At 44.4% G+C, this 23,461-nt stretch carries 26 protein-coding genes; all 26 read left to right on the top strand.

Translation table 11 applies throughout. The features are described from left to right. The first annotated feature begins 74 nt into the window (after window positions 1-74). The 26 genes from HDC91_RS19165 (at window position 75) to HDC91_RS19040 (ending at window position 23,456) form a co-directional block, all read left to right on the top strand. On the top strand, window positions 75-911 hold the full coding sequence (locus HDC91_RS19165) for a MotA/TolQ/ExbB proton channel family protein (protein WP_162430209.1): 837 nt from the start codon (window positions 75-77) through the stop codon (window positions 909-911). A 101-nt stretch (window positions 912-1,012) separates the two neighbouring features. After that, a complete protein-coding gene (locus HDC91_RS19160; protein WP_183554961.1) occupies window positions 1,013-1,630 on the top strand; it encodes a biopolymer transporter ExbD in 618 nt (205 codons plus the stop codon). A 6-nt stretch (window positions 1,631-1,636) separates the two neighbouring features. Next, the gene (locus HDC91_RS19155) at window positions 1,637-2,170 is read left to right on the top strand and encodes a biopolymer transporter ExbD (RefSeq protein WP_183554959.1); all 534 of its coding nucleotides are present in this window, start codon (window positions 1,637-1,639) and stop codon (window positions 2,168-2,170) included. A gap of 35 nt (window positions 2,171-2,205) precedes the next feature. Next, a complete protein-coding gene (locus HDC91_RS19150; RefSeq protein WP_162430212.1) occupies window positions 2,206-3,030 on the top strand; it encodes an energy transducer TonB in 825 nt (274 codons plus the stop codon). 6 nt (window positions 3,031-3,036) lie between these two features. Beyond that, complete coding sequence (locus HDC91_RS19145) at window positions 3,037-3,267, top strand: hypothetical protein (RefSeq protein ID WP_183554957.1); 231 nt, start codon at window positions 3,037-3,039, stop codon at window positions 3,265-3,267. Then, window positions 3,257-4,171, top strand: a complete 915-nt coding sequence (locus HDC91_RS19140; protein ID WP_183554955.1) for a PstS family phosphate ABC transporter substrate-binding protein — start codon at window positions 3,257-3,259, stop codon at window positions 4,169-4,171. The genes HDC91_RS19145 and HDC91_RS19140 overlap by 11 nt, the downstream gene beginning before the upstream one ends. A 30-nt stretch (window positions 4,172-4,201) precedes the next feature. Next, window positions 4,202-5,920, top strand: a complete 1,719-nt coding sequence (locus HDC91_RS19135; RefSeq protein WP_183554953.1) for a hypothetical protein — start codon at window positions 4,202-4,204, stop codon at window positions 5,918-5,920. Between the two features lie 68 nt (window positions 5,921-5,988). Next, window positions 5,989-6,360 (top strand): NADH-quinone oxidoreductase subunit A, encoded by a 372-nt coding sequence (locus HDC91_RS19130; protein ID WP_183554951.1) that lies wholly within the window; start codon window positions 5,989-5,991, stop codon window positions 6,358-6,360. Window positions 6,361-6,557: 197 nt separating this feature from the next. Next, window positions 6,558-7,100 (top strand): NADH-quinone oxidoreductase subunit B, encoded by a 543-nt coding sequence (locus tag HDC91_RS19125; RefSeq protein ID WP_162430216.1) that lies wholly within the window; start codon window positions 6,558-6,560, stop codon window positions 7,098-7,100. Beyond that, complete coding sequence (locus HDC91_RS19120; protein ID WP_183554950.1) at window positions 7,100-7,603, top strand: NADH-quinone oxidoreductase subunit C; 504 nt, start codon at window positions 7,100-7,102, stop codon at window positions 7,601-7,603. Before HDC91_RS19125 ends, HDC91_RS19120 begins: the two co-directional genes overlap by 1 nt. 5 nt (window positions 7,604-7,608) lie before the next feature. After that, window positions 7,609-8,820, top strand: coding sequence for an NADH-quinone oxidoreductase subunit D (locus HDC91_RS19115; protein ID WP_183554948.1), 1,212 nt, complete (start codon window positions 7,609-7,611; stop codon window positions 8,818-8,820). Further along, entirely contained in the window at window positions 8,813-9,331 is a 519-nt protein-coding gene (gene nuoE, locus HDC91_RS19110; protein ID WP_162430219.1) for an NAD(P)H-dependent oxidoreductase subunit E, read from the top strand. Before HDC91_RS19115 ends, nuoE begins: the two co-directional genes overlap by 8 nt. A gap of 116 nt (window positions 9,332-9,447) precedes the next feature. After that, the gene (gene nuoF / locus HDC91_RS19105) at window positions 9,448-10,812 is read left to right on the top strand and encodes an NADH-quinone oxidoreductase subunit NuoF (RefSeq protein WP_183554946.1); all 1,365 of its coding nucleotides are present in this window, start codon (window positions 9,448-9,450) and stop codon (window positions 10,810-10,812) included. Window positions 10,813-10,941: 129 nt separating this feature from the next. Beyond that, window positions 10,942-11,940 (top strand): 2Fe-2S iron-sulfur cluster-binding protein, encoded by a 999-nt coding sequence (locus HDC91_RS19100; protein ID WP_183554944.1) that lies wholly within the window; start codon window positions 10,942-10,944, stop codon window positions 11,938-11,940. Continuing rightward, entirely contained in the window at window positions 11,940-12,971 is a 1,032-nt protein-coding gene (gene nuoH, locus HDC91_RS19095; protein ID WP_162430222.1) for an NADH-quinone oxidoreductase subunit NuoH, read from the top strand. Before HDC91_RS19100 ends, nuoH begins: the two co-directional genes overlap by 1 nt. Before the next feature lie 17 nt (window positions 12,972-12,988). Then, window positions 12,989-13,486, top strand: coding sequence for an NADH-quinone oxidoreductase subunit I (locus tag HDC91_RS19090; RefSeq protein ID WP_183554942.1), 498 nt, complete (start codon window positions 12,989-12,991; stop codon window positions 13,484-13,486). A gap of 64 nt (window positions 13,487-13,550) precedes the next feature. Continuing rightward, window positions 13,551-14,060: an NADH-quinone oxidoreductase subunit J gene (locus HDC91_RS19085; RefSeq protein ID WP_183554940.1), complete on the top strand. Its 510-nt coding sequence runs from the start codon at window positions 13,551-13,553 to the stop codon at window positions 14,058-14,060. Continuing rightward, window positions 14,060-14,389: an NADH-quinone oxidoreductase subunit NuoK gene (nuoK, locus tag HDC91_RS19080; protein ID WP_067056863.1), complete on the top strand. Its 330-nt coding sequence runs from the start codon at window positions 14,060-14,062 to the stop codon at window positions 14,387-14,389. The genes HDC91_RS19085 and nuoK overlap by 1 nt, the downstream gene beginning before the upstream one ends. A gap of 141 nt (window positions 14,390-14,530) precedes the next feature. Beyond that, window positions 14,531-16,450, top strand: coding sequence for an NADH-quinone oxidoreductase subunit L (gene nuoL / locus HDC91_RS19075; RefSeq protein ID WP_183554938.1), 1,920 nt, complete (start codon window positions 14,531-14,533; stop codon window positions 16,448-16,450). Between the two features lie 8 nt (window positions 16,451-16,458). Beyond that, on the top strand, window positions 16,459-17,925 hold the full coding sequence (locus HDC91_RS19070) for a NuoM family protein (protein ID WP_183554936.1): 1,467 nt from the start codon (window positions 16,459-16,461) through the stop codon (window positions 17,923-17,925). 14 nt (window positions 17,926-17,939) lie between these two features. Next, window positions 17,940-19,319, top strand: a complete 1,380-nt coding sequence (locus tag HDC91_RS19065; RefSeq protein ID WP_183554934.1) for an NADH-quinone oxidoreductase subunit N — start codon at window positions 17,940-17,942, stop codon at window positions 19,317-19,319. Window positions 19,320-19,445: 126 nt separating this feature from the next. After that, window positions 19,446-20,084, top strand: a complete 639-nt coding sequence (locus tag HDC91_RS19060; protein WP_162430227.1) for a DedA family protein — start codon at window positions 19,446-19,448, stop codon at window positions 20,082-20,084. Between the two features lie 16 nt (window positions 20,085-20,100). Beyond that, window positions 20,101-20,646: an inorganic diphosphatase gene (locus tag HDC91_RS19055; protein WP_162430228.1), complete on the top strand. Its 546-nt coding sequence runs from the start codon at window positions 20,101-20,103 to the stop codon at window positions 20,644-20,646. An 8-nt stretch (window positions 20,647-20,654) separates the two neighbouring features. Continuing rightward, the gene (locus tag HDC91_RS19050) at window positions 20,655-21,995 is read left to right on the top strand and encodes a hemolysin family protein (RefSeq protein ID WP_162430229.1); all 1,341 of its coding nucleotides are present in this window, start codon (window positions 20,655-20,657) and stop codon (window positions 21,993-21,995) included. Between the two features lie 90 nt (window positions 21,996-22,085). Then, window positions 22,086-22,793 carry a 16S rRNA (uracil(1498)-N(3))-methyltransferase gene (locus HDC91_RS19045; protein ID WP_183554932.1) on the top strand — a complete coding sequence of 236 codons (708 nt, stop codon included), beginning with the start codon at window positions 22,086-22,088 and terminating at the stop codon, window positions 22,791-22,793. Further along, window positions 22,794-23,456, top strand: a complete 663-nt coding sequence (locus HDC91_RS19040) for a DUF4159 domain-containing protein (protein ID WP_183554929.1) — start codon at window positions 22,794-22,796, stop codon at window positions 23,454-23,456. Window positions 23,457-23,461 lie beyond the last annotated feature (5 nt).

Raw genomic sequence — 23,461 nt, 5'->3', positions numbered from 1 at the left:
TTATTCGCTAAAAACGCACACATTTTTTATTAACTTATATTATAAACAAAACGAAAACTAAAAATTAAAAAGTAATGGCAAACGCACCAACAAAACCAACTACTCCTGTTAAAGAAAGCTCAAGTGCATCAGGCGCATTTGCAACTTTGACCATTCCTATCTGTATAGTAGTGGCAATTTGTATTTTTATATTCATCTTAGGTCACCCAAGTCACTTTAAAGGCGGTAACCCCGAGAATGATCCAAACCCGGGCGATTTATTTGGTACTATACACAAAGGTGGGGTAATTGTACCTATCATCATGTCGTACCTGTTAATGGTTATCGTTTTTTCAATCGAAAGGTTTGTAGTTATCGGCAAGGCATCAGGTACAGGTAATGTAGATGCATTTGTTAGGAAGATCCAATCTTTACTTAACGCTGGTAACATCGACGGCGCAAGCGCTGAGTGCGACAAACAAAAAGGTTCTGTAGCAAACGTTATCAAATCTGGTTTGAAAAAATACCGCGAAATGGAAGCTGACCAGACAATGGACGTTGACCAAAAAGCATTAGCTATCCAGAAAGACATTGAAGAAGCTACCGCTTTAGAAATGCCAATGTTAGAGCAAAACTTAACCATTATCGCTACCCTGGTATCAATCGGTACATTAACCGGTCTGTTAGGTACGGTAATCGGTATGATCGGTGCGTTCGCTACATTGGGTGCATCTGGTGCTCCAAACCAATCAGAACTTTCAACTCACATTTCTGAGGCGCTTATCAATACAGCGTTAGGTATCGGTACTTCGGCTATATCAATTGTAATGTACAACGTGTTTACATCAAAAATTGATAAGTTAACCTATGCTATCGATGAGACTGGTTTCAGCATCGTACAAACATTCGCGGCTTCTCACAAAAATAAATAATTGTAAAATATAGTTTGCTTTTATCCGTTATAACAAAATATAATTTGGATAATTGAAATGAGTCACTATCTTTACATTATATATTTTAAATTTAACAGAATATGCCAAGAGTAAAAGTTGCAAGGAAAAGCACTGCGATAGATATGACCGCCATGTGCGACGTAGCTTTCCTGTTGCTTACCTTCTTTATATTAACAGCAAAGCCCCGTACAGAAGACCCTGTGCCAATAGATGTGCCATCGTCAACGGCAGTAACACCATTGCCCGAAGAGAACGTACTTTTATTAACAGTTGGTAAAGGCCAGGTATTTTATACGGTAGAGGGTACCGATATCCGTAAGCAAACCCTTACGCAGATGGGCGAAAAGTATAACATTAACTTTACCCCGCTGCAAAAGCAGGTATTTTCGAGCCTACCGGTTTTTGGCGTACCTATCAGGCAGCTGCCTGCTTTCCTTGACCTGGACAGCGATAAGCGCAAGGCGTTTAAACAACCGGGTATCCCTAACGATACAACAGCCAACAACGAACTTAGTGATTGGATACGCGAATCGCGCAAAGCGGTTGCCTCGTTACATAACAAGCCGTTAAGGATATCTATAAAAGGGGATAACAAGGAGGAGTACCCAACTATTAAAAAGGTAATTGGTATTCTGCAGAGACAAAAAGTTAACAAGTTTAGCCTGATCACGGCGGTTAAAGACGCACCAAAAAAATAACAGAAAATGGCAGAATTAGACACCTCCTCCGGCGGGGGAAAAAAAGGCGGGAAAGTAAGAAGTAAGAAAGCCTCGACACGTGTGGATCTAACCGCGATGGTGGATTTAGCGTTCCTGCTTATCACCTTCTTCATCATGACCACCACGCTATCAAAGCCTAAGGCTATGGATGTGGCCATGCCCGATAAGGATGAAGATACAAAACAGCAATTGCCGGTAGCTGCTTCGCGCTCTATGACCATATTATTAGGCGCTAACGATAAACTGGAATGGTTTTTAGGCGAGCCCGGTACAGCGCAGCCATCTACCGAAGATTACGGTAAAGACGGTATACGTAAAGTGCTTATAGAAAAAGGCAAGGAAGTACAGCAAACCTTTGGTAATTATATGATAGTGCTTATCAAGCCAAGCGATAAATCAAACTATAAAAACCTGGTTGATATTTTAGATGAGATGAAGATCACCAACGTGCAATCATACGCTATTATTGATATTACACCGGTTGAAGTGGATTTATTGAAGAGAGATAACAATTACTAAAAGGAATTATTAAAGTAAATTAACGTTATAAGATAATGTTTGGATCAAAATTAGACATACTAAACCAGCAGTGGATTGACGTTGTTTTTACAGGCCGTAACAAAGCTTATGGTGCATACGAATTAAGAAAGGATAATCCTCGTAATACAAACAAGGCCCTTATTATTGGAGTTGCAGTATTTGTTTTACTTATATCTTTTAAAACAATCCTCAATGCTATATCGGGATTTATCCCTAAAGCTGATGAAAAGGTAAAGGTTACCGAGGTGGTATTACCGCCGCCGCCGGTAAACGAGGAGGTTAAACCACCACCTCCGCCACCAGAACCACCAAAACCAAAGGTTGATCAGGTGAAGTTCCCTCCTCTGGTTGTAAAACCGGATAACGAGGTTCGCGAAAAGGAACCGCCAACCGTAAAAGAGCTGGAAGTTGCAGACCCTGGTCAGAAAGACCAGAAGGGCGACCCGAATGCCGATATCAGAATTGATGAACCGGTAGGTAACTCGGACGTTAAACAAGTAGTTGAAGAAAATCCTAACCAGATTTTTACCGCGGTAGAGAAATCTCCGTCGTTCCCTGGCGGTGAGGGTGCATTCGGCAAGTACTTGGGTAAAAATATCCGTTACCCGGCCATAGCAAGAGAAAACAACGTTCAGGGACGTGTGGTTTTAACTTTCGTGGTTGAGAAAGACGGTTCGTTAACCGATATTAAGGTTTTACGATCGTTAGGTAGCGGTACAGATGAAGAAGCTGTACGTGTATTGAAAGCTTCGCCTAAATGGACACCAGGTATTCAAAACGGACGTCCCGTTCGTGTACAATACAGTATACCTGTAAACTTCCAGTTGGCATCAGATTAAATCTTAATGTTATCAGATAACAATGAAAAGCAAAAATCGCCCAAAAGGCGGTTTTTGCTTATTTTAGGAGTGGCTGCATTTATTTGCTTGTGTGTGTTTGGGCTGATGATCATTTTCGGTGATTATTTCCTGGCAAATTTGCCCAAAACACAACGGATCATATTTGGTTCGGTAGTATTGATATATGCGGTTTTACGCTTTTCGCGCTATTTAAGAAAGGACCCTAATGAAATTTAGTTTCAGGGCGTTATTGTCAGGCGTAGCGTTTTTAATAATGCTGCAAGCCTGTAAGCAAAATGCCGGTAAAAAAACGGAGCTTGACGGTTTTATGTCAGGAACTGCGGTATTTGGTGCCGATGAATCGTTTTCGCCTATTATTGACGAAGAACTGTATATTTTTAAGGCAGCTTTTCCAGACGCCAACCCCGTACTTCAATATAAGGCCGAAGCTGATGTGGTAAACGACCTGATGAACGACAAATACAGGGTGGCTATTTTATCCCGAACCCTGGATACCACTGAACTTGGTATATTAAAAAGGCGCAGTTTAACGGCAGATACCATCAGGTTTGCTGTAGATGCTATCGCGCTTATTGTAAATCAGGCATCTAATGATACTTTAATTTCGGTAAACGAAATAAAAAATATGTTGAACGGGAGATCAAAAACTGATAAAAATATCGTGTTTGACAACCCGAACTCGAGTTTGGTAAGGTATTTGAAGACCTTGTCTGGTAACAACGGGTTGAAACAAAAAAATATTTACGCGTTAAGCTCAAGTAAAGAAGTTATAAGGTATGTAAGTACCCACCCAAATTCAATTGGGATAACGGGTTTCAGCTGGCTAAATGATCCGGATAAGGATTATGCCGACGCGGTAGATAAGGTTAAAATTGTTGGTGTGCGCAACGAAGATAGTAAGACAGCCCCCAACCAGTACTTTAAACCTTCGCAGGAAACGCTTGTCCAACATACGTATCCGCTAAGCAGGTCGTTATATATAATCGATTGTACAGGCCGAAAGGGATTAGGCGCAGGCTTTGCATCATTTTTAGCCAGCGAACGCGGACAAAGAATAATACTAAAATCGGGGTTATTACCCGATTCTATCCCCCCGCGGGAAATAAACATTATACACTAACTATATATATTTACAAACTAAAGAGATAAGATGAAAATGATCAGTAAGATAAGTAAGCTGGTATTAGCACTGACCCTTGTAGGTTCATCAACAGTTTTTGCGCAAAGCTTAGCCGATGCCAAGAAAGCGATTGATGCAGAGCAGTTTCAGAAGGCTAAATCGATGCTTAAGAATTTAACCGTAACACAGGCTAATAAGGACGAAAACTTTTTTTACCTGGGTTGGGTGTATCTTTTACAAGATTATCCCGACTCGGCAAAAACTGTGTTTCAAAAAGGTGTTGCTGTAAACCCAAAATCTGCTTTGAATAATGTAGGGTTAGGCGCGGCCGCTTTTGTTGACAAAGACAGGGCTACGGCTACAAGATATTTTAACCAGGCGCTTGCGTTGGCAGACAAACATGATGGCGACCCTGCGTTGTATATAGGTAAGGCATACTTACTTAACGAAGTTGATGGTAAAGTTGCGCCGGCGGATGCCAATGCTGCTATTGCCGTGTTAACAAAAGGCAAAGAAGCTGATAAAAAGAACGCTAATATTTTAGTTGCATTAGGTGATGCCTTACGTACACAAAGCAAAAACTCTGATGCAGTAGGCGCTTACCAGTCTGCCTTAGAGATAGATCCTAAACTGGCACATGCTAAGGTAGCAACCGGTATCATCTGGAAATATGCCAATAACTTTGAAGCATCGCAGGATGAGTTTAAAAAGGCTTTGGCCATTGACCCTAACTACGGCCCCGCCTACCGCGAGTGGGCTGAGACCGATGTTCGCTGGGCGTTGTCAGATCCTAAAATGGCATCAGTAAAAGTTAAAGAAGGTGTGGATAATTATCGTAAGTATCTTTCTTTAACAGATATGTCTATTGAGTCGCGCTTACGTTATGCCGACTTCCTGTTGTACGCCGGGGATTACAAGGCACTACAAACAGAGGCCGCCGCATTAGCAAGCTCTGCAAACAGTAACCTTAAAGTATACCGTTACTTAGCTTACGCTGCGTACGAAAATAAAGATTACCAGGCTGGCATAAACGCAATGAACACCTGGATAACAAAGGCCGATCCTAAACGTATCATTACACGGGATTACGTGTACCTGGGTCGTTTGCAATTGGCAAATAAGCAAGATTCGTTAGGTGTCTTATCGTTGCGTAAAGCTTTAGAGTTAGATACAACCAAGGTAGATGTTTATCCGGAAATAGCTAAAGCGCTTTACGGGCAGAAAAAATATATTGAATCGGGCGATACCTACGCAAGTTTTATAGCCAAGTCAAACAAGGCAACGTTAAACGATTACTTGTCGGAAGGGTTGAGCTACTATAAGGCATTTACCGAACAATATTTTAGTAACGCAAAACCAAAGCCTACGCCAGATACAACGCTTTTGGTAAAAGCCGACTCTGCCTTTAGTTACATTCAGCATAAGGCGAGTGCGCCCGTTGCAGTAGTTGCACTATACCAAGCCCGCGCAAATGATTTTAGGGAACCCGACAGAAATACAATAAAAGGGTTAGCAAAACCATATTACGAGCAGTATATACAATTGCAAACAGCTAAAACCACATTAAGCGATAATGATAAAACATTCCTGGCCGAGGCATATGCTTACTTAGGTGCTTATTACGACTTTAAAGAAAAGGACGATGCAAAAGCAGCTGAAAACTACAGCAAGGCAAGGGAGTACGACCCGACTAATAAATCGGCAGCGGCTTACTTCTCGCGTAAAAGCGGTGGTTCTAAAAGCAAATAAAACAACTAACCAAAAGCCCCTTTAAAAAGGGGCTTTTTTTATTATGCGCCCCTTTGTATATTTGCCCCATGGAATTACACAGTTTGCCGGTTAACTATTTACCAATCATATTCCAGATGCTGGTGGCCATAGGGTTTGTTGTTACAACAATGCTTGTGACTCACAAAATTGGCCCTAAGCGCGTAACCAAGGATAAATTAACGCCGTTTGAATCGGGTATAGAAGTTATCGGTAATGCCCGTACACCTATGTCTATCAAGTACTTCCTGGTGGCTATACTTTTTGTATTGTTTGATGTGGAGGTGATCTTTATGTATCCCTGGGCGGTAAACTTCCGCGACCTGGGCCGTGAGGGTATGATAGAGATGTTTATTTTTATGGGCACGTTACTTGCCGGGTTTATTTATATTATAAAAAAAGGCGCATTAAACTGGGACTAATCAAACCAGTCTAACTAAGATAAGCGTAGCCGGAATAGCTGCCGCTATAAATAGATACTTAGGAAGTTTATATCCGGCAGTTTAGATTGATTCTAAATATATTCCTGAACCTGCATAGTGTATTTGTTACAACGTATTTATTGTAAATTTGCACATCAGTTTTAGCTGATGTCATAATATTATTTGAGAGGAATTTAATGAGTGATATTCAAATAGTTGAAGCCCCTGCGGGTGTTGAGGGATCGGGGTTTTTTGCTACCAAACTTTCTGAAGCAGTGGGTTTGGCACGTTCGCACTCCTTATGGCCGCTGCCGTTTGCAACTTCTTGCTGCGGTATCGAGTTTATGGCCACTATGGGTTCGCATTACGATCTGAGCAGGTTTGGGGCCGAGCGTTTAAGCTTTTCGCCGCGCCAGGCCGACCTGTTGATGGTAATGGGTACCATATCAAAAAAAATGGGACCGGTTTTACGCCAGGTTTACCTGCAAATGGCCGAACCACGTTGGGTAATGGCTGTTGGTGCCTGCGCATCAAGCGGTGGTATATTTGATACATACTCTGTATTGCAGGGTATAGATGAGGTAATCCCGGTTGATGTTTACGTGCCGGGCTGTCCCCCACGCCCCGAGGCTATTATTGATGGTTTTATGGCTATACAAAAACTGGTACGTACCGAGTCTATTCGCCGCCGCGAAGAGCCTAAATACCAGGCATTGCTGGCTAAATATGGTATCCAATAATGGCTAAAATTGCAAACGAAGAGCTTTTACAGAAGCTAAACGATAAATTTCCGGGCCAGATAACCCAAACAGGTGCCGATTTTGGCTTGCTAACTGTGGAAACGGATAAAAATGTTATCAGCGAGGTGTTAAACTTCCTGAAAACAGATAGCGCGCTGCAGTTTATATTTTTAACAGATATCACGGCCATACATTACCCCGAACTGGAAAAACCGATCGGCGTGATCTATCATCTGCACAGCCTAGCCACCAATACACGTATTCGTATTAAGGTTTTCCTTGCAGAAGCTGATCTGCATATACCAACTGCAACCACCCTATGGGATGGCGCCAACTGGATGGAACGCGAAACGTACGATTATTTCGGGGTGATATTCGACGGGCACCCTGACCTGCGCAGGATACTGAATGTCGACGACATGACGGTATTCCCGATGAGGAAAGAATTCCCGCTGGAAGACCCAAACCGTATTGATAAAAAAGATTATTTTTTCGGGAGATAATATAAATGCAAAACCACCCCGTATATACCGATAACGACCCGCAGACCGAGTACTCTACACTCAACCTGGGCCCAACGCACCCTGCAACGCACGGTGTGTTCCAGAATGTGTTGCAGATGGATGGCGAACGTATTGTTAGCGGTGTATCAACCATAGGCTACATACACCGGGCGTTTGAAAAAATTGCCGAGCATCGTCCCTTTTACCAGATAACACCGCTTACCGACAGGCTTAACTACTGCTCGTCGCCTATAAATAACATGGGCTGGCACATGACAGTAGAGAAGCTGTTAAATATACAAACACCCAAGCGTGTCGACTATATGCGTGTTATCATCATGGAGCTGGCCCGTATTGCCGACCATATTATCTGCAACGGGGTGCTGGGTGTTGATACAGGCGCTTTTACAGGCTTCCTGTATATGATGGAGTATCGTGAGGAGATTTACGAGATATACGAAGAAATTTGCGGTTCGCGTTTAACAACAAACATCGGCCGCATTGGCGGGTTCGAAAGAAATTTCAATACGATCGCGTTTGACAAGATCCGGAAATTCCTGGTGAAATTTCCGCCTGTTTTAAAAGAATTTGAGGCATTATTTAACCGTAACCGCATATTTGTCGATCGTACAAAGGATGTGGCTGCCGTTACTGCCGAAACCGCATTAAGTTACAGCTGGAGCGGCCCGCTTTTACGCGCCGCCGGGGTTGATTATGATGTGAGGGCTATGGAGCCTTACTCGTCGTACGAAGATTTTGATTTCGAAGTGCCTGTGGGCGAGAACGGCGACGTTTACAACCGCTTTTTGGTACGTAACGAAGAGATGTGGCAGAGCTTGCGCATTATTGAGCAGGCGCTGAACAAAATAGAGAAGGAACCGTCGGAGATATTCCACGCGAATGTGCCGGCCTATTACCTGCCCCCGAAGGAAGAAGTTTACAATAATATGGAAGCTTTGATCTATCACTTTAAAATTGTGATGGGCGAAGTAGAAACCCCAACCGCCGAAGTTTACCACGCGGTTGAAGGTGCAAACGGCGAACTGGGCTTTTACCTGGTGAACGATGGTGGTAGGTCGCCGTACCGTTTGCATTTCCGCAGGCCAAGCTTCATCAATTACCAGATGTATGCGCCAATGAGCCAGGGGATGTTATTGTCTGACGCTATTATTAACATGAGTAGTTTAAACGTTATAGCCGGAGAGTTAGATGCTTAGTGTACAGGATACCAACACACCGGTGACATTTTCACCAGAATTGCTTGATAAGTTTGCTGATGTAGTTAGCCGTTATCCTTACGGTAAACAAAAATCGGCGCTGCTGCCTATACTGCATCTGGTACAGGCAGAGTATGGCTGGGTTAGCGTACCTGCAATGGACAGTGTTGCCAATTTTCTTTCTATCCAGCCGATAGAGGTTTACGAGGTAGCGTCCTTTTATACCATGTACTTTTTAAAGCCGCAGGGCAAGTACATGCTCGAGGTTTGCCGTACAGGCCCATGCGAAATTGTTGGCGCTACGCCCATAATGGAGCATATTGAAAAAACGCTTGGTGTTAAAGAGGGCGACGTTACTCCCGACGGTTTATTTAGCTGGCGTGGTGTAGAGTGCCTTGCTGCATGCGGCTTTGGCCCGGTGCTGCAAATTGGCCCTGAGTATACTTTTTACGAGAATTTAACACCTGAGTCGGTTGATCAGTTGATTGGCGATCTGAGGGCAAAAAGTTAAGAGATTTCGATTTCGGATTTAGAATTTATTTTTAGGATTTAGGTTTACCTTTTGGGATTTAGAAATTAGAGTTTAGGATTTAGAATTTCACCTTTTAGGATTATAGTTTACCAACAATGGCTCGTAAATTACTTTTAGAACATATAAACGTACCCGGCATCAATACATTTGATGTTTACCGCTCAAAAGGCGGTTACGCTGCTGTTGAAAAGGCTCTGAAAGCCCTTACTCCCGACGAAGTGGTAGAGGAGGTTAAAAAATCAGGCTTGCGCGGCCGTGGCGGTGCAGGTTTCCCTACCGGGATGAAGTGGAGCTTTTTAGCCAAGCCGGCGGGTGTTGCCCGTTACCTGGTTTGTAACGCTGATGAATCGGAGCCCGGTACATTTAAAGACCGCTATTTAATGACCCACATCCCTCACTTATTAATTGAGGGGATGATTGTAGCCAGCTTTGCGCTGGGTGCTAATACATCATATATATACGTACGCGGCGAAATGATGCCGCAGATACGCATCCTTGAAAAAGCCATCGCCGAAGCAAAGGCAAAAGGCTTTTTGGGTAAAAACATTTTAGGCACCGGGTACGACCTGGAGCTTTACGTACAGCCAGGCGGCGGCGCTTACATCTGCGGCGAAGAAACCGCTTTGCTGGAGTCGCTTGAAGGAAAACGCGGTAATCCCAGGATAAAACCGCCCTTCCCGGCCATTGCAGGTTTGTATGGTTGCCCAACGGTGGTGAACAATGTAGAGTCTATCGCGGCCGTGGTACCTATCATTAACGATGGCGGCGACGAGTATGCCAAAATTGGCATTGGCCGCAGCACAGGTACCAAGCTGATATCTGCAGGCGGTAACTTGCGCAAACCCGGCGTTTATGAAATTGACCTGGGCCTGCCGGTTGAAGAATTTTTATACAGCGACGAATATTGCGGTGGTATTGCAAACGGCAAACGTTTAAAAGCGGTTGTAGCAGGCGGGTCATCCGTGCCGATATTACCGGCCAACCTGTTCATGAAAACCATTAACAACGAGCCCCGCCTGATGAGCTACGAATCATTGGCCGAGGGTGGCTTTGTAAGCGGTACCATGATGGGTTCAGGTGGTTTTATAGCTTATGACGAAGACCAGTGTATCGTAAGAAATACCTGGAATTTCGCCCGTTTTTATCATCACGAAAGCTGCGGGCAATGTTCGCCTTGCCGTGAGGGTACCGGGTGGATGGAGAAAGTTTTACACCGCCTGGAATACGGCCACGGTAAAATGAGCGACATGGACCTGCTGGTTGATGTAAGTAAAAAAATTGAAGGTAACACTATCTGTCCGCTGGGTGACGCGGCAGCATGGCCGGTGGCCAGCGCTATACGCCACTTCAGGGATGAATTTGAATGGCATGTAACACACCCGCATGAAGCAACAATCCGTAACTTTGGGTTAGCGCATTATGCAGACCCGCTGCCGAAGTTGGAAGTAGCGGCGAGTTAAATAAGAATAACAAAGCGTCATTGCGAGGAACGAAGCAATCCTCGATAGAAAAGTTTGCGACAAGCGTGTTGAAGATTGCCACGCTATCGCTCGCAATGACGGGAACGATATAAAAGGACGATAAGTCAGATGAAAGTTACGATAGACGGATTTCCTATTGAAGTAGAAGCCGGGACAACCATCCTGAACGCCGCGAGGCTGATAGGTGGCGACATTGTTCCGCCGGCTATGTGCTATTACTCTAAGCTGGAAGGTACCGGTGGTAAATGCCGTACTTGTTTGGTGCAGGTTAGCAAGGGCTCTGAAAAAGACCCCCGCCCTATGCCAAAGCTGGTGGCCAGCTGCCGTACAACGGTAATGGATGGCATGGAGGTAAAGAACATTACTTCGCCCGAAGTTATTGAGGCGCGCAAGGGTGTGGTAGAGATGTTATTGATAAACCACCCGCTGGATTGCCCCGTTTGTGACCAGGCAGGCGAATGCCATTTACAGGACCTGAGTTACGAACACGGTGCTGCTAAAACCCGCTATGAGTTTGACCGCCGTACATTTGAAAGAATAGATATCGGCGATAAGATACAACTGCACATGACGCGCTGCATCCTGTGCTATCGTTGCGTGTTTGTTGCCGACCAGATAACAGACCACCGCGTACATGGTATTTTAAACCGCGGCGACCACTCAGAGATATCAACCTATATTCAAAAAGCCGTTGATAACGATTTTAGCGGTAACGTGATTGATGTATGCCCTGTTGGCGCATTAACTGATAAAACCTTCCGTTTCAGAAACCGCGTTTGGTTTACCAAGCCTGTGGAAGCGCATCGCGAATGCGAAAACCCAAAATGCTGTGGTAAAGTAACTTTATGGTACAAGGGCGAAGATGTATTGCGCGTAACCGCCCGTAAAGACGAGTATGGTGAGGCCGAAGCATTTATTTGCAACACCTGCCGTTTTGATAAAAAGAAGACCACCGACTGGATAATAGAAGGCCCGCGTAAAGTATCGCACAAATCTGTGATCAGCGCCAATCACTATGATACGTTAAAACCGTTGCCGGTTGTGAAAACCAACCCGGTATTGATAGAAGCGAATAAAGAACAATTTGAAAGGGAGACACGCCTGTAATGGAATTAGCAGATATAGCCATTAAATTTGGCCTTATAATCGTTATATTTTTAATAAGCCTGGTAGTAGCTATGTACTCTACCTATGCTGAACGTAAAATAGCGGCGTTTTTTCAGGATAGGGTAGGCCCTAACCGTGCCGGGCCGGGTGGTATGTTTCAGCCGCTCGCCGATGGGATGAAGATGTTCATGAAGGAAGAGATCATCCCAACCAATGCTACATCGTTCCTGTTTATCGTTGGCCCTTCGCTGGCTATATTAACGGCTTGTATCGGTTCGGCTGTTATACCGTGGGGGCAAAACCTGGTCATAGGTGATAAGGTTATCCCTTTACAAGTCACTGATATCAATGTAGGTATCCTGTATATTTTCGGTGTAGTATCATTAGGCGTGTATGGTGTAATGATAGGCGGCTGGGCATCAAACAACAAATACTCGTTATTGGGCGCTATCCGTGCGGCATCGCAAAATATCAGCTACGAAATTTCAATGGGGCTTTCTATTATCGCCCTGCTGATGGTTACCCAAACTTTAAGTCTGGGCGAGATTGCCGCGCAGCAGCACGGCTGGCACTGGAACGTATTGTATCAGCCGGTAGGTTTCCTGCTGTTTATGGTTTGCGCCTTTGCCGAAACCAACCGTACACCGTTTGACCTTCCCGAGTGCGAAACCGAGCTGGTTGGCGGCTACCATACCGAGTATTCGTCTATGAAGCTTGGTTTTTACCTGTTTGCCGAGTATATCAACATGTTTATATCTTCGGCAGTAATGGCTACCCTGTATTGGGGTGGTTACAATTACCCCGGTATGGATTGGGTTGCCGCGCATGTTGGCCCCGTTATAGGGCCGCTTATTGGTACCGCGGTGTTTTTTGCAAAAATATTCCTGTTCATCTTCTTTTTTATGTGGGTACGCTGGACTATCCCGCGTTTCCGTTACGACCAGTTGATGGACCTGGGCTGGAAGGTATTGATACCTTTGGCCATAGCTAATATTGTTGTTACCGGTATTGTTATTACTTTTTTAAATTAGAGAGAGGTTAAGTTTTAATGGAATCATTAAGTAATAAAAAGAAGCAATTAACCGTAAAGCCGCTCAATTTTTGGGAGCGGGCTTACCTGCCTGCTATTGTGAGTGGCTTAGCCATCACCATGAAGCACTTCTTTAAAAAACCGGTTACTATTGCCTATCCCGACGAAAAACGAGAGTTTTCTGAGAACTACCGTGGCATGCACTCGCTTAAACGCGACGAAAATGGCGCCGAGCGCTGTACCGCTTGCGGCCTTTGCGCATTATCATGCCCGGCCGAGGCTATCACCATGCAAGCTGCCGAGCGCCAGAAAGGCGAGGAGCACTTGTATCGCGAAGAAAAGTATGCTGCCGTTTACGAAATAAATATGCTGCGCTGTATTTTTTGCGGCTTATGCGAAGAGGCCTGCCCTAAAGAAGCGATATACCTTGATGGCGATATTATCCCATCGGATTATTTGCGCAAGGATTTTATTTACGGTAAAGACAAATTAGTAGAAGCACCTTTAAATCAATAACAGAAGTTTTATACCTTTGCCCAACTCTTTTGAGCAGGGCAAAAGTATATTGTAAAATATAAACATGAGTACATTTTACTTCATCGCGTTTTTATCCATATTCTTTTCAATACTGGTTATTTCTGCAAAAAACCCGGTGCATAGTATACTGTACCTTATACTCACCTTCTTTACATTCACCATCCATTATATATTAATGAACGCGCAGTTTTTGGCCATTGTAAACTTTATAGTTTATATGGGCGCCATACTGGTACTGTTTCTATATACATTGATGCTGATAAACCTGAATAAAGAAAGCGAGCCGGTTAAGCCGTTTATGGTGAAGATAGCCGCTGTATTTGGCGGAGGGATATTGGCGGTAGCGCTGGTGTCATCCCTGAAATCATTAGGCGTATCAGATCCGGTGGTGCTCAAGAACCCTGAGCTTGGCCTGGTAAAAAACCTCGGGAAAGTATTATTCAACGAATTCTTGCTGCCGTTTGAAGTATCGTCGGTATTGCTGTTATCGGCAATGGTTGGCGCGGTGCTGCTGGCTACTAAAGATCCTAATGAAACAAAAGCAACCATCTGATGGAAAGTTTAACCCATACCATTCAAGCGGTGCCGCTTAACCACTACATTTTATTAAGCGCTATTATATTTTCGATAGGTGTAATGGGCGTTTTATTGCGCCGCAATGCCATTGTAATATTCATGTCGGTTGAGCTGATGCTTAACTCGGTGAACTTGCTGCTTACCGCCTTTTCGGTTTATCGGGGCGATGCAGCCGGGCAGGTATTTGTATTTTTTATTATGGCGCTTGCCGCCGCCGAAGTTGCGGTAGGCCTGGCTATTATAGTAATGATATACCGTAACACCAACAGTATAGATATTAACGTGCTGAACCGGTTGAAATGGTAAGTTGATTTCGGATTTCGGATTTGCGATTTCGGATTTATAAAAGAACTAAAAATGTTTGTCATTCTGAGCGAGAGCGAAGAATCTATCGCCGAGCAGATGCTCCACGATGTTCAGCATGACAAAAGAAATTAAAGTATATAAATGGACAATTTGATCTGGCTTATTCCTGTACTACCCTTAGCCGGTTTTGTTATTAACGGACTGGGGCGCAATACGCTACCGAAGAACCTTATCGGGGCTATCGGTAGTTTGCTGGTATTGGTATCGTTTGGTATAAGCGTTGCTACTTTTTTTCAGATAAAAAACTCGGGCGTGCCCGTTGAGGTTACCCTGTTTGATTGGATAGCCGTTGGCGATTTTCATATACCATTCGCGTTCCTTATAGATCATCTAAGCTCCATTATGCTGCTGATCATCACCGGCGTGGGTTTCCTTATCCATTTATACTCTATCGGCTACATGCACGATGATAACGGCTTTGGTAAATTCTTCGCGTACCTTAACCTGTTCGTTTTCTTCATGCTGCTGCTGGTAATGGGCAGTAACTATTTGGTAATGTTTATTGGCTGGGAAGGCGTGGGCTTATGCTCATACCTGCTTATCGGCTTCTGGTACACCAACCCAAGTTACGCTGATGCCGCTAAAAAAGCCTTCATAATGAACCGTATCGGCGACCTTGGTTTCCTGATCGGTATTTTTCTTTTAATGAACACCTTTGGCAGTGTTGCTTTTAATGATATTTTCCCTAAGGCTACCGGAGCGGTTGCCGCAGGTGCTCCAATTGTATTAATTACGCTATTGTTATTCGTAGGAGCTGTTGGTAAATCGGCCCAGTTGCCTTTGTTCACCTGGCTGCCAGATGCTATGGCCGGCCCAACGCCGGTATCGGCATTGATACACGCTGCTACCATGGTTACCGCCGGTATCTACATGATAGCCCGCTCGAACATCCTGTTTACGCTTGCGCCGGATACCATGGAAGTAATTGCCATTGTAGGGTTAGCTACCGCGGCGTTCGCGGCGTTAATTGCGCTTACGCAAACCGATATCAAAAAGGTGCTGGCTTATTCAACCGTATCGCAGTTAGGCTATATGTTTTTAGGTTTAGGCGTCGGCGCTTACACAGGCGCTTTCTTCCACGTGTTAACGCATGCTTTCTTTAAAGCTTTATTATTCCTGGGCGCAGGCTCGGTTATCCACGCCATGGGCGGCGAGCAGGATATGCGAAAAATGGGTGGGTTAAAGGGTAAAATAAAAGTTACCTTCATTACCATGCTGGTGGGCACTATTGCTATCGCCGGTATTCCTCCGTTCTCGGGTTTCTTTTCAAAGGACGAAATTTTGGCTGCGGCCTTCGCGCATAGCACCACTTTTTATGTAGTGGGTGTTATCACTGCCGGCTTAACCTCATTCTATATGTTCCGGATGATGTACCTTACCTTCTGGGGTAAGTTCCGCGGTACGCACGAACAGGAACACCATGTGCATGAGTCGCCCGCTAACATGACCATACCATTGATCATCCTGGCTATATTATCAGCTATTGCAGGTATGATAGGCGTACCGGCGGTTTTAGGCGGTCATCACGAATTAGGCGCTTACCTTGCCCCCGTATTTGAAGCATCAACCAAAATATTAGGCGAGCACGAGTTAAGCCACAGCACCGAATGGGTGTTAATGGGTGCGTCGGTGCTTTTGGCGCTGATAGCTATGGGCCTTGCCTACACTAAATACGTATCTAAAAACCACGTACCTGTATCTGACGAAGCAGAGCGCCCGGCATTATCAAACCTGTCGTACCATAAATTTTATATCGACGAATTGTACGATAAGGTTATCCGTAAGCCGCTGGATGCTATATCAGTGTTCTTCTACAAAGTAGTAGAGCAGTTAGGTATTGATGGCTTTGTGAACGGACTGGGCAAAAGCACTTTAGATACAAGCAAGGGCTTGCGCCTGCTGCAAACAGGTAATGTAGGTTTTTACATATTTATGATGGTGTTAGGTATTATCGCCATTTTGGTATACAGTTTAATTAAAATAAATGCGCTTGGCGTTTAAGATATAAAATGACGGTTAGTATTTTACTTTTTTTACCGGTAGTAGCAGCACTTTTAGTGCTCTTGTTTAAGAACGATACAGTAAAGCATGCGGCTTTGTTTTTCGCTGTCGTGGAGCTTGCCGTGGCTTTGTATTTCCTGGCAGGCTTTGTGCCCGATGCATCGGTACAATATGGCGTTGACGCACCCTGGATACCGCAAATGGGTGTGCATTTTACAGCCGGGATAGATGGTATCAGCATGATAATGGTTTTGCTGAGCACCGTACTGGTGCCGCTTATCATTTTAACTACATACAAGCACCAGCACAAAAATGCTAAGGCGTTTTACGCGCTGATACTGTTTATGCAGGCGGGTATGCTCACGGTATTTACAGCGCTTGATGGATTTTTATTTTACGTAGGCTGGGAAGCGGCGCTGATACCTATTTATTTTATCTGCGCTTTGTGGGGCGGCGGAAACCGCATCCGCATTACCATTAAATTTTTTATTTATACGTTCGCCGGGTCGTTATTTATGCTGTTGGGCATCATTTACCTGGCCCTGCAAACCCCGGGCGGTATTTACGACCTGAGGAGTTTTAACGATCTGAATCTTACTTTAACCCAGCAATCATGGGTGTTCTGGGCTTTCTTTGTGGCCTTTGCTATAAAGATGCCGGTGTTCCCTTTCCATACCTGGCAGCCTGATACTTATACTGAAGCGCCCTCGGCAGGTACCATGATGCTATCCGGTATTATGCTGAAAATGGGTATCTACGGTGTTATCCGCTGGCTAATACCAAACGCGCCTGCGGGTTTCCTGCAATGGCAAAACCTGGTTATTATATTAGCGATAATTGGTATTGTTTACGCTTCGCTGATAGCCTTTAACCAAAAAGACGGCAAGCGCCTGGTTGCTTATTCGTCAATAGCGCACGTTGGCCTTATTGCCGCCGGCATCTTCGCCTGGACAACACAGGGGGTACAAGGCGCCATGATACAAATGCTTAGTCACGGTATAAACGTGGTGGGGATGTTCTTCATATGGGATATTATCAGCCGCCGGTTAAACACCCGAGACATTGGCCAGATGGGTGGTATCGCTAAAGTAGCGCCTCATTTCTCGATAGCGTTTTTAATAATTGTGTTAGGCACGGTTGCGCTTCCGTTGACCAACGGTTTCGTAGGGGAGTTTTTATTGCTGAAAGGCGTTTATAACTATAACATTTGGTTTGCGGCAGTTGCAGGCTTAACCATCATATTTGGCGCGGTATATATGCTGCGTATGTACAAGAACGTAATGCAAGGCGAAACGAATGAACTGACAGCCATATTCGCCGATATCAGCGGTTCAGAAAAACTGGTGCTTGGAATAATATGCGTGTTGATCATTGGCATCGGTGTTTATCCGCAGCCTATATTGCATATATCAGAAGCAGCGGTAACAAATTTGGTGAACACGGTTAGTGCGAAGTTCGCCGCGGGAAAATTCTAAAAGAATTTATATAAATGACCACTCTAATAATCATATCTGTTTTACCCATCGTAATATTATACCTGGGTTTATATAAAGTTCAGAAGGCTTTATTGCCGGTGACCGTTATTGGTTTGCTTGCGGCTTTGGGCGCGGCAGTAGCCCAATGGGGCAATAACGCAGTGCCGATTTATCATGGTATGATGTTGTTCAACAACTTTTCTATTGCATTCTCGGTAGTAAGTATTACGTCTACCATATTGATATTGCTGCTTTCCAAAGGGTATTTTGACAGGATAAGCAACCACATTGCTGAATACTACGCCATAATATTATTCTCGTTAGCAGGCATAATCGTTATGGTATCGTACCATAACCTCGCCATGCTGTTCATCGGTATCGAGATCATGTCGGTTAGTTTGTATATACTGGCAGGAATACGTAAAAAAGATTTTGCTTCAAATGAAGCAGCATTGAAATACTTTTTGATGGGTGCGTTTTCGACCGGTTTCCTGCTGTTTGGTATTACGCTGATTTATGGCTCTTCGGGATCGTTCGACCTGGATGGCATCCGCGATTGGGTATTAACCAATCCCCGTAATACCGACCCGTTGTTTTATACCGGGATTATGCTTGTTATTGTTGGCCTTTGCTTTAAGGTTGGCGCAGCGCCGTTCCATTTTTGGACACCGGATGTGTATGAAGGTTCGCCTTCGTTGATCACACTGTTCATGTCTACTGTAGTTAAGGTAGCAGGTATAGTTGCGTTCCTGCGATTATTCTCAGCATGTTTTTCGACTATCAGCAGTTTTTGGACACCGGTATTGCTAACCATTACTATTGCAACCCTGCTTATTGGCAATATAACGGCACTGTACCAGCAAAGCTTTAAACGCATGATGGCTTTTTCCAGCATTTCACATGCTGGTTACCTGTTATTCGCTATTGTAGCATTAGGTGCGGCATCTGCTAATTCGGTGCTCATATACGGCGCCGCATATACTGTAGCGTCAATTATCGCCTTTGGGGCGTTTATCCTTGTAAAACAGCAAACCAGGAGTGATAGCTTCGAGGCCTTTAACGGGCTTGGTAAAACTAATCCGTTTTTGGCGTTTGTGCTTACCATAAGTATGTTATCATTAGCAGGGATACCGCTTACTGCTGGCTTTATAGGTAAATTCTTCATGTTCTCTGGTGCGCTGGCACATTATAATACCTGGTTGGTAATTGTTGCAGTAGTTAATGCCATGATCAGCATCTTCTATTATTTCAGGGTTATAATTGCGATGTATTTCCGCAGCGCCGAGCGTATCGAGGTTGAAGTGCCCGCCTATTACAAGTTTGTTTTGGGGTTTTCGGCTATCGCAACTATCGTTATCGGGGTATACCCGGCGTTTATTTCCGCCCTTATTTAATACGGGGAAGCCTCACCCCGGCCCTCTCCGAAGGAGAGGAGTTAAAAGAGAAAGAAAGTCCTCTCCTTTGAAGCGGATTAGGTAATACAAATCCATTTAATATTTGTAGTTTTACGGATATAGTTAATGGAAAACTTTTGGGAATACCTTCAAAATTTAACCGACGCACAGTCTATTTTAAGCAGTGGTGGCTTTTACCTTTTGCTTATAGTGGTATATGCCGAAACCGGTTTATTCTTTGGTTTCTTCTTACCGGGCGATTATTTGCTGTTTCTGGCAGGCCTGCTAAGCGCTGCCGGCATAATACATGTGCCCATTTACACCTTAGTGCTTTCGCTTATAGCGGCGGGTATTTTGGGTAACTATACCGGCTATTGGTTTGGCTATCGCACCGGGCCGGTACTATTCAACAAAAACGACTCCTTTTTTTTTAAAAAGCGGTACATAGCCGTTGCCGAAGAGTTTTATGCCAAGTACGGTGGTATGGCCTTGATTTTAGGCAGATTTTTCCCCATAGTTAGAACATTTGCCCCTATATTTGCAGGTGTTGTAAGGGTTGACCTTAAAAAGTTTACCATTTACAATATTATTGGCAGCGTAGCCTGGGTAACCATTTTAACTTTAGCCGGTTATTTTTTAGGCAGGCGCTTCCCCGAATTAAAGGATTATCTGGAGTACATAGTACTCGGTTTGATAATTATTACAACAATTCCGCTGATTATTGCTTATGTGAGAAGACAGTATGCAAAGTCAAAAGAAAAGTAAATTAATATAAAGATACATGAGCACACAACATCCCTGGCACCAGGTTTCACCGGGCGATAATATTCCTGAAACTGTAAACGCGATAATTGAGATACCAAAGGGTTCAAAGGCAAAATACGAGATTGATAAAGAGTCGGGACTTTTAAAGTTGGATCGCGTACTGTTTTCGTCAGTAATGTACCCGGCCAATTATGGCTTTATCCCGCAAACTTATTGTGATGATAAAGATCCGCTTGATATTTTAGTGCTTTGCTCGATAGACGTTTTTCCGATGTCGATCATCGAAGCTAAGGTTGTGGGCGTAATGCACATGGTAGATAATGGCGAGCAGGACGATAAGATCATCGCGGTAGCAAAAAACGATATGTCGGTTAATTATATCAACGACCTTGCAGAGCTACCCCCGCATGCTATGACCGAAATTGTGCGCTTTTTTAAGGATTATAAAAAGCTGGAAGGCAAGAATGTTACTATTGAGCATTTACTGGGCGTGCGCTATGCCCATAAAGTAATTACCGAAAGTTTAGAGCTGTATAAATCTACTTTCCCTGTTTACAAATAAATTGATTAATGGACCCCGGACCCTACGAAATAAGTGTATTTTATATTTTTGCTACCATATTTTTGGTGCTGCTCAACGGCTTTTTTGTAGCAGCTGAGTTTGCGATGGTGAGGGTGAGGGGCTCGCAGATCGAGATCCGGGCCAAAGCCGGCAGTGGCGTTGCAAAGGTAGCAAGGGGCATTCTGCATAATCTTGACGGTTACCTGGCCGCTACACAATTGGGTATTACTATAGCATCACTGGGCCTGGGTGTTGTTGGCGAGGGTGTTGTTACCAATATTGTATTGCGTGGCTTTATGAGTGTAGGTATTACGCTTACATCGGGCTTTGTAACCGCCAGTCATATCGTTTCGTTTGCTTTTATTACCATATTGCATATTGTATTTGGCGAATTGGCGCCAAAATCGCTGGCAATTCAAAAATCGGCCGGGACTGTTATGGCGGTATCTGTACCGCTAAGGTTTTTCTTTGTTGTTTTCAGACCGGCCATATGGGTATTAAACGGCTTTGCTAATTTTATTTTAAAGCTGTTTGGTATCACCACCCTGGAAGGCGGAGAAACGCACCACAGTTCAGAAGAGTTGCAGTACCTGTTGGAACAGGGGCGCGAAACAGGCGCGCTCGATTCGAACGAGCATGAGCTGATACAAAACGTGTTTGATTTTAACGAACGCGTAGTAAAAAACATTATGGTACCCCGTACCAAGATATCGGGTATTGAATTAGATACGAGCAAGGAGGAACTGCTGGAGTGCTTGATAACCGAAGGCTACTCAAGGATGCCGGTTTATGATGATGTTATTGATAAAATAGTAGGTATTGTACACGCCAAAGATATTTTGCCCCTGTTGGCTCGTAACGAGCCGATCGTGCTTAAAGACATTATCCGTAAGCCATATTTTATACCCGAAACCAAAAAGATAAACGACCTGATGGCAGAATTGCAGCAAAAGCGTATTCAAATAGCCATCGTATCTGACGAGTTTGGAGGAACGGCCGGAATGGTGACCCTGGAAGATATTGTTGAAGAATTAGTTGGTGAGATACAGGATGAGTTTGACGAGGAAAAACCAATTGTTGAGAAGCTAAACGACCGCGAGTTTGTGGTGAATGCCCTTGCACCTATATACGATGTAAATGAGCATCTGCCTCACGACCTGCCCGAAGATGGCGACTTTGATACCGTATCGGGCTGGTTGGGCCACATATTTGGTAAAATACCTGATGTAGGCGAGCAGAAGGAAAGCAACGGGTACAACATCACCGTACTAAAAAAATCCGATCAGAACATCGAATCGGTAAAGCTGGAGCTGCTGATCAACGAAGAAGATGCGGTAGACCTGCATTAATTATAAATGATATAAAGACGCGAAGTATCGCGTTTCTACGATGATTGTTTGAGGTAGAGACGCGACACATCGCGTCTCTTTTAACATAAAATGCATCTTTTTTACACACCCGATATCGACCCTGCATTACCCCAATACTTTTTAAGTGAGGAAGAGAGTAAGCATGCGGTACGTGTATTGCGCCTTAATATTGGGGATGAAGTTAGCCTGATAGACGGTAAAGGCGGCTTGTATAAGGCCGAAATTAAAGATGCGCACCCCAAGCGCACCATCATCCAAATAAATTCGGCCACCCACGAATTTCATAAACGTGATCATTACCTGCACATAGCTATAGCGCCCACGAAAAACCTCGACAGGGTGGAGTGGTTCCTGGAAAAAGCTACCGAGATAGGTATTGATGAGATATCTCTCATTATTTGTCAGCGATCAGAGCGTAAGGAGGCGAAGGTAGAGCGGTTGAATAAGATCATCACCTCGGCAATCAAACAATCCATAAAGGCCTATCATCCGGTTTTAAATGCGCCGGTAGCGTTTAACCATTTTTTGAAACAGCCGTTTGATGGGCAAAGGTTTATAGCGCATTGCGATGAAGGCGAAAAGGTAAGCCTGGCCGCATCTCTTAAAAAGCAAGGCCGTTACCTGATACTGATAGGGCCTGAAGGCGATTTTGCCCCGGGCGAGGTTGATGCCGCTTTGCAGAATGGATACAAAGCCATAACTTTAGGCGAAAGCCGCCTGCGTACCGAGACCGCGGCGTTAGAGGCTTGTTTTGAAGTGAATTTTTTAAACCGGTAAATGAGATCATCCATTTTCACTGTTATAGCCGTTGCCCTGGTGTTTTGTATCAGCAGCCTTACAGCGCCATCGTACAAAATGGGCCGGCTAAAGTACAATGGCGGCGGCGACTGGTATGGCGACCGCACGGCCCTGGTGAACCTCATTAAATTTTGCAACCAAAACTTAAAAACAAACTTTGAGCCCGAAGAGGAGGTGGTTGAGGTTGGCAGCGAGCAGTTGTATAATTATCCGTTTGTATTTATGACCGGGCATGGCAACGTTATCTTCAGCGACCAGGAAGCCCGCAACCTGCGCAAGTATTTAACAGGCGGCGGCTTTTTGCACATAGATGATAACTATGGCTTTGATAAATTTATTCGCCCGCAAATGAAAAAAGTTTTCCCGGAACTGGATTTTGTGGAACTCCCACCCAACTATGCCATCTATCACCAAAAATATAGCTTCCCTAACGGGTTGCCAAAAATACACGAGCACGACGGCAAGCGCCCACAGGGTTTCGGGCTGATATACAAAGGGCGCCTGGTTTGCTTTTACACTTACGAATGCGACCTGGGTAACGGTTGGGAAGATTACGGCACCTACGCCGGCGACACCCAGGAAGCGCGCCTTAAAGCTTTAAGAATGGGGGCAAACCTTATACAATATATATTTACTAAATAGGGCTA

The organism is Mucilaginibacter sp. AK015, from assembly GCF_014200785.1.
Lineage (GTDB): Bacteria > Bacteroidota > Bacteroidia > Sphingobacteriales > Sphingobacteriaceae > Mucilaginibacter.
The sequence above is the reverse complement of the archived record's forward strand: the minus strand, read 5'-3'. Positions and strand labels throughout refer to the sequence as shown.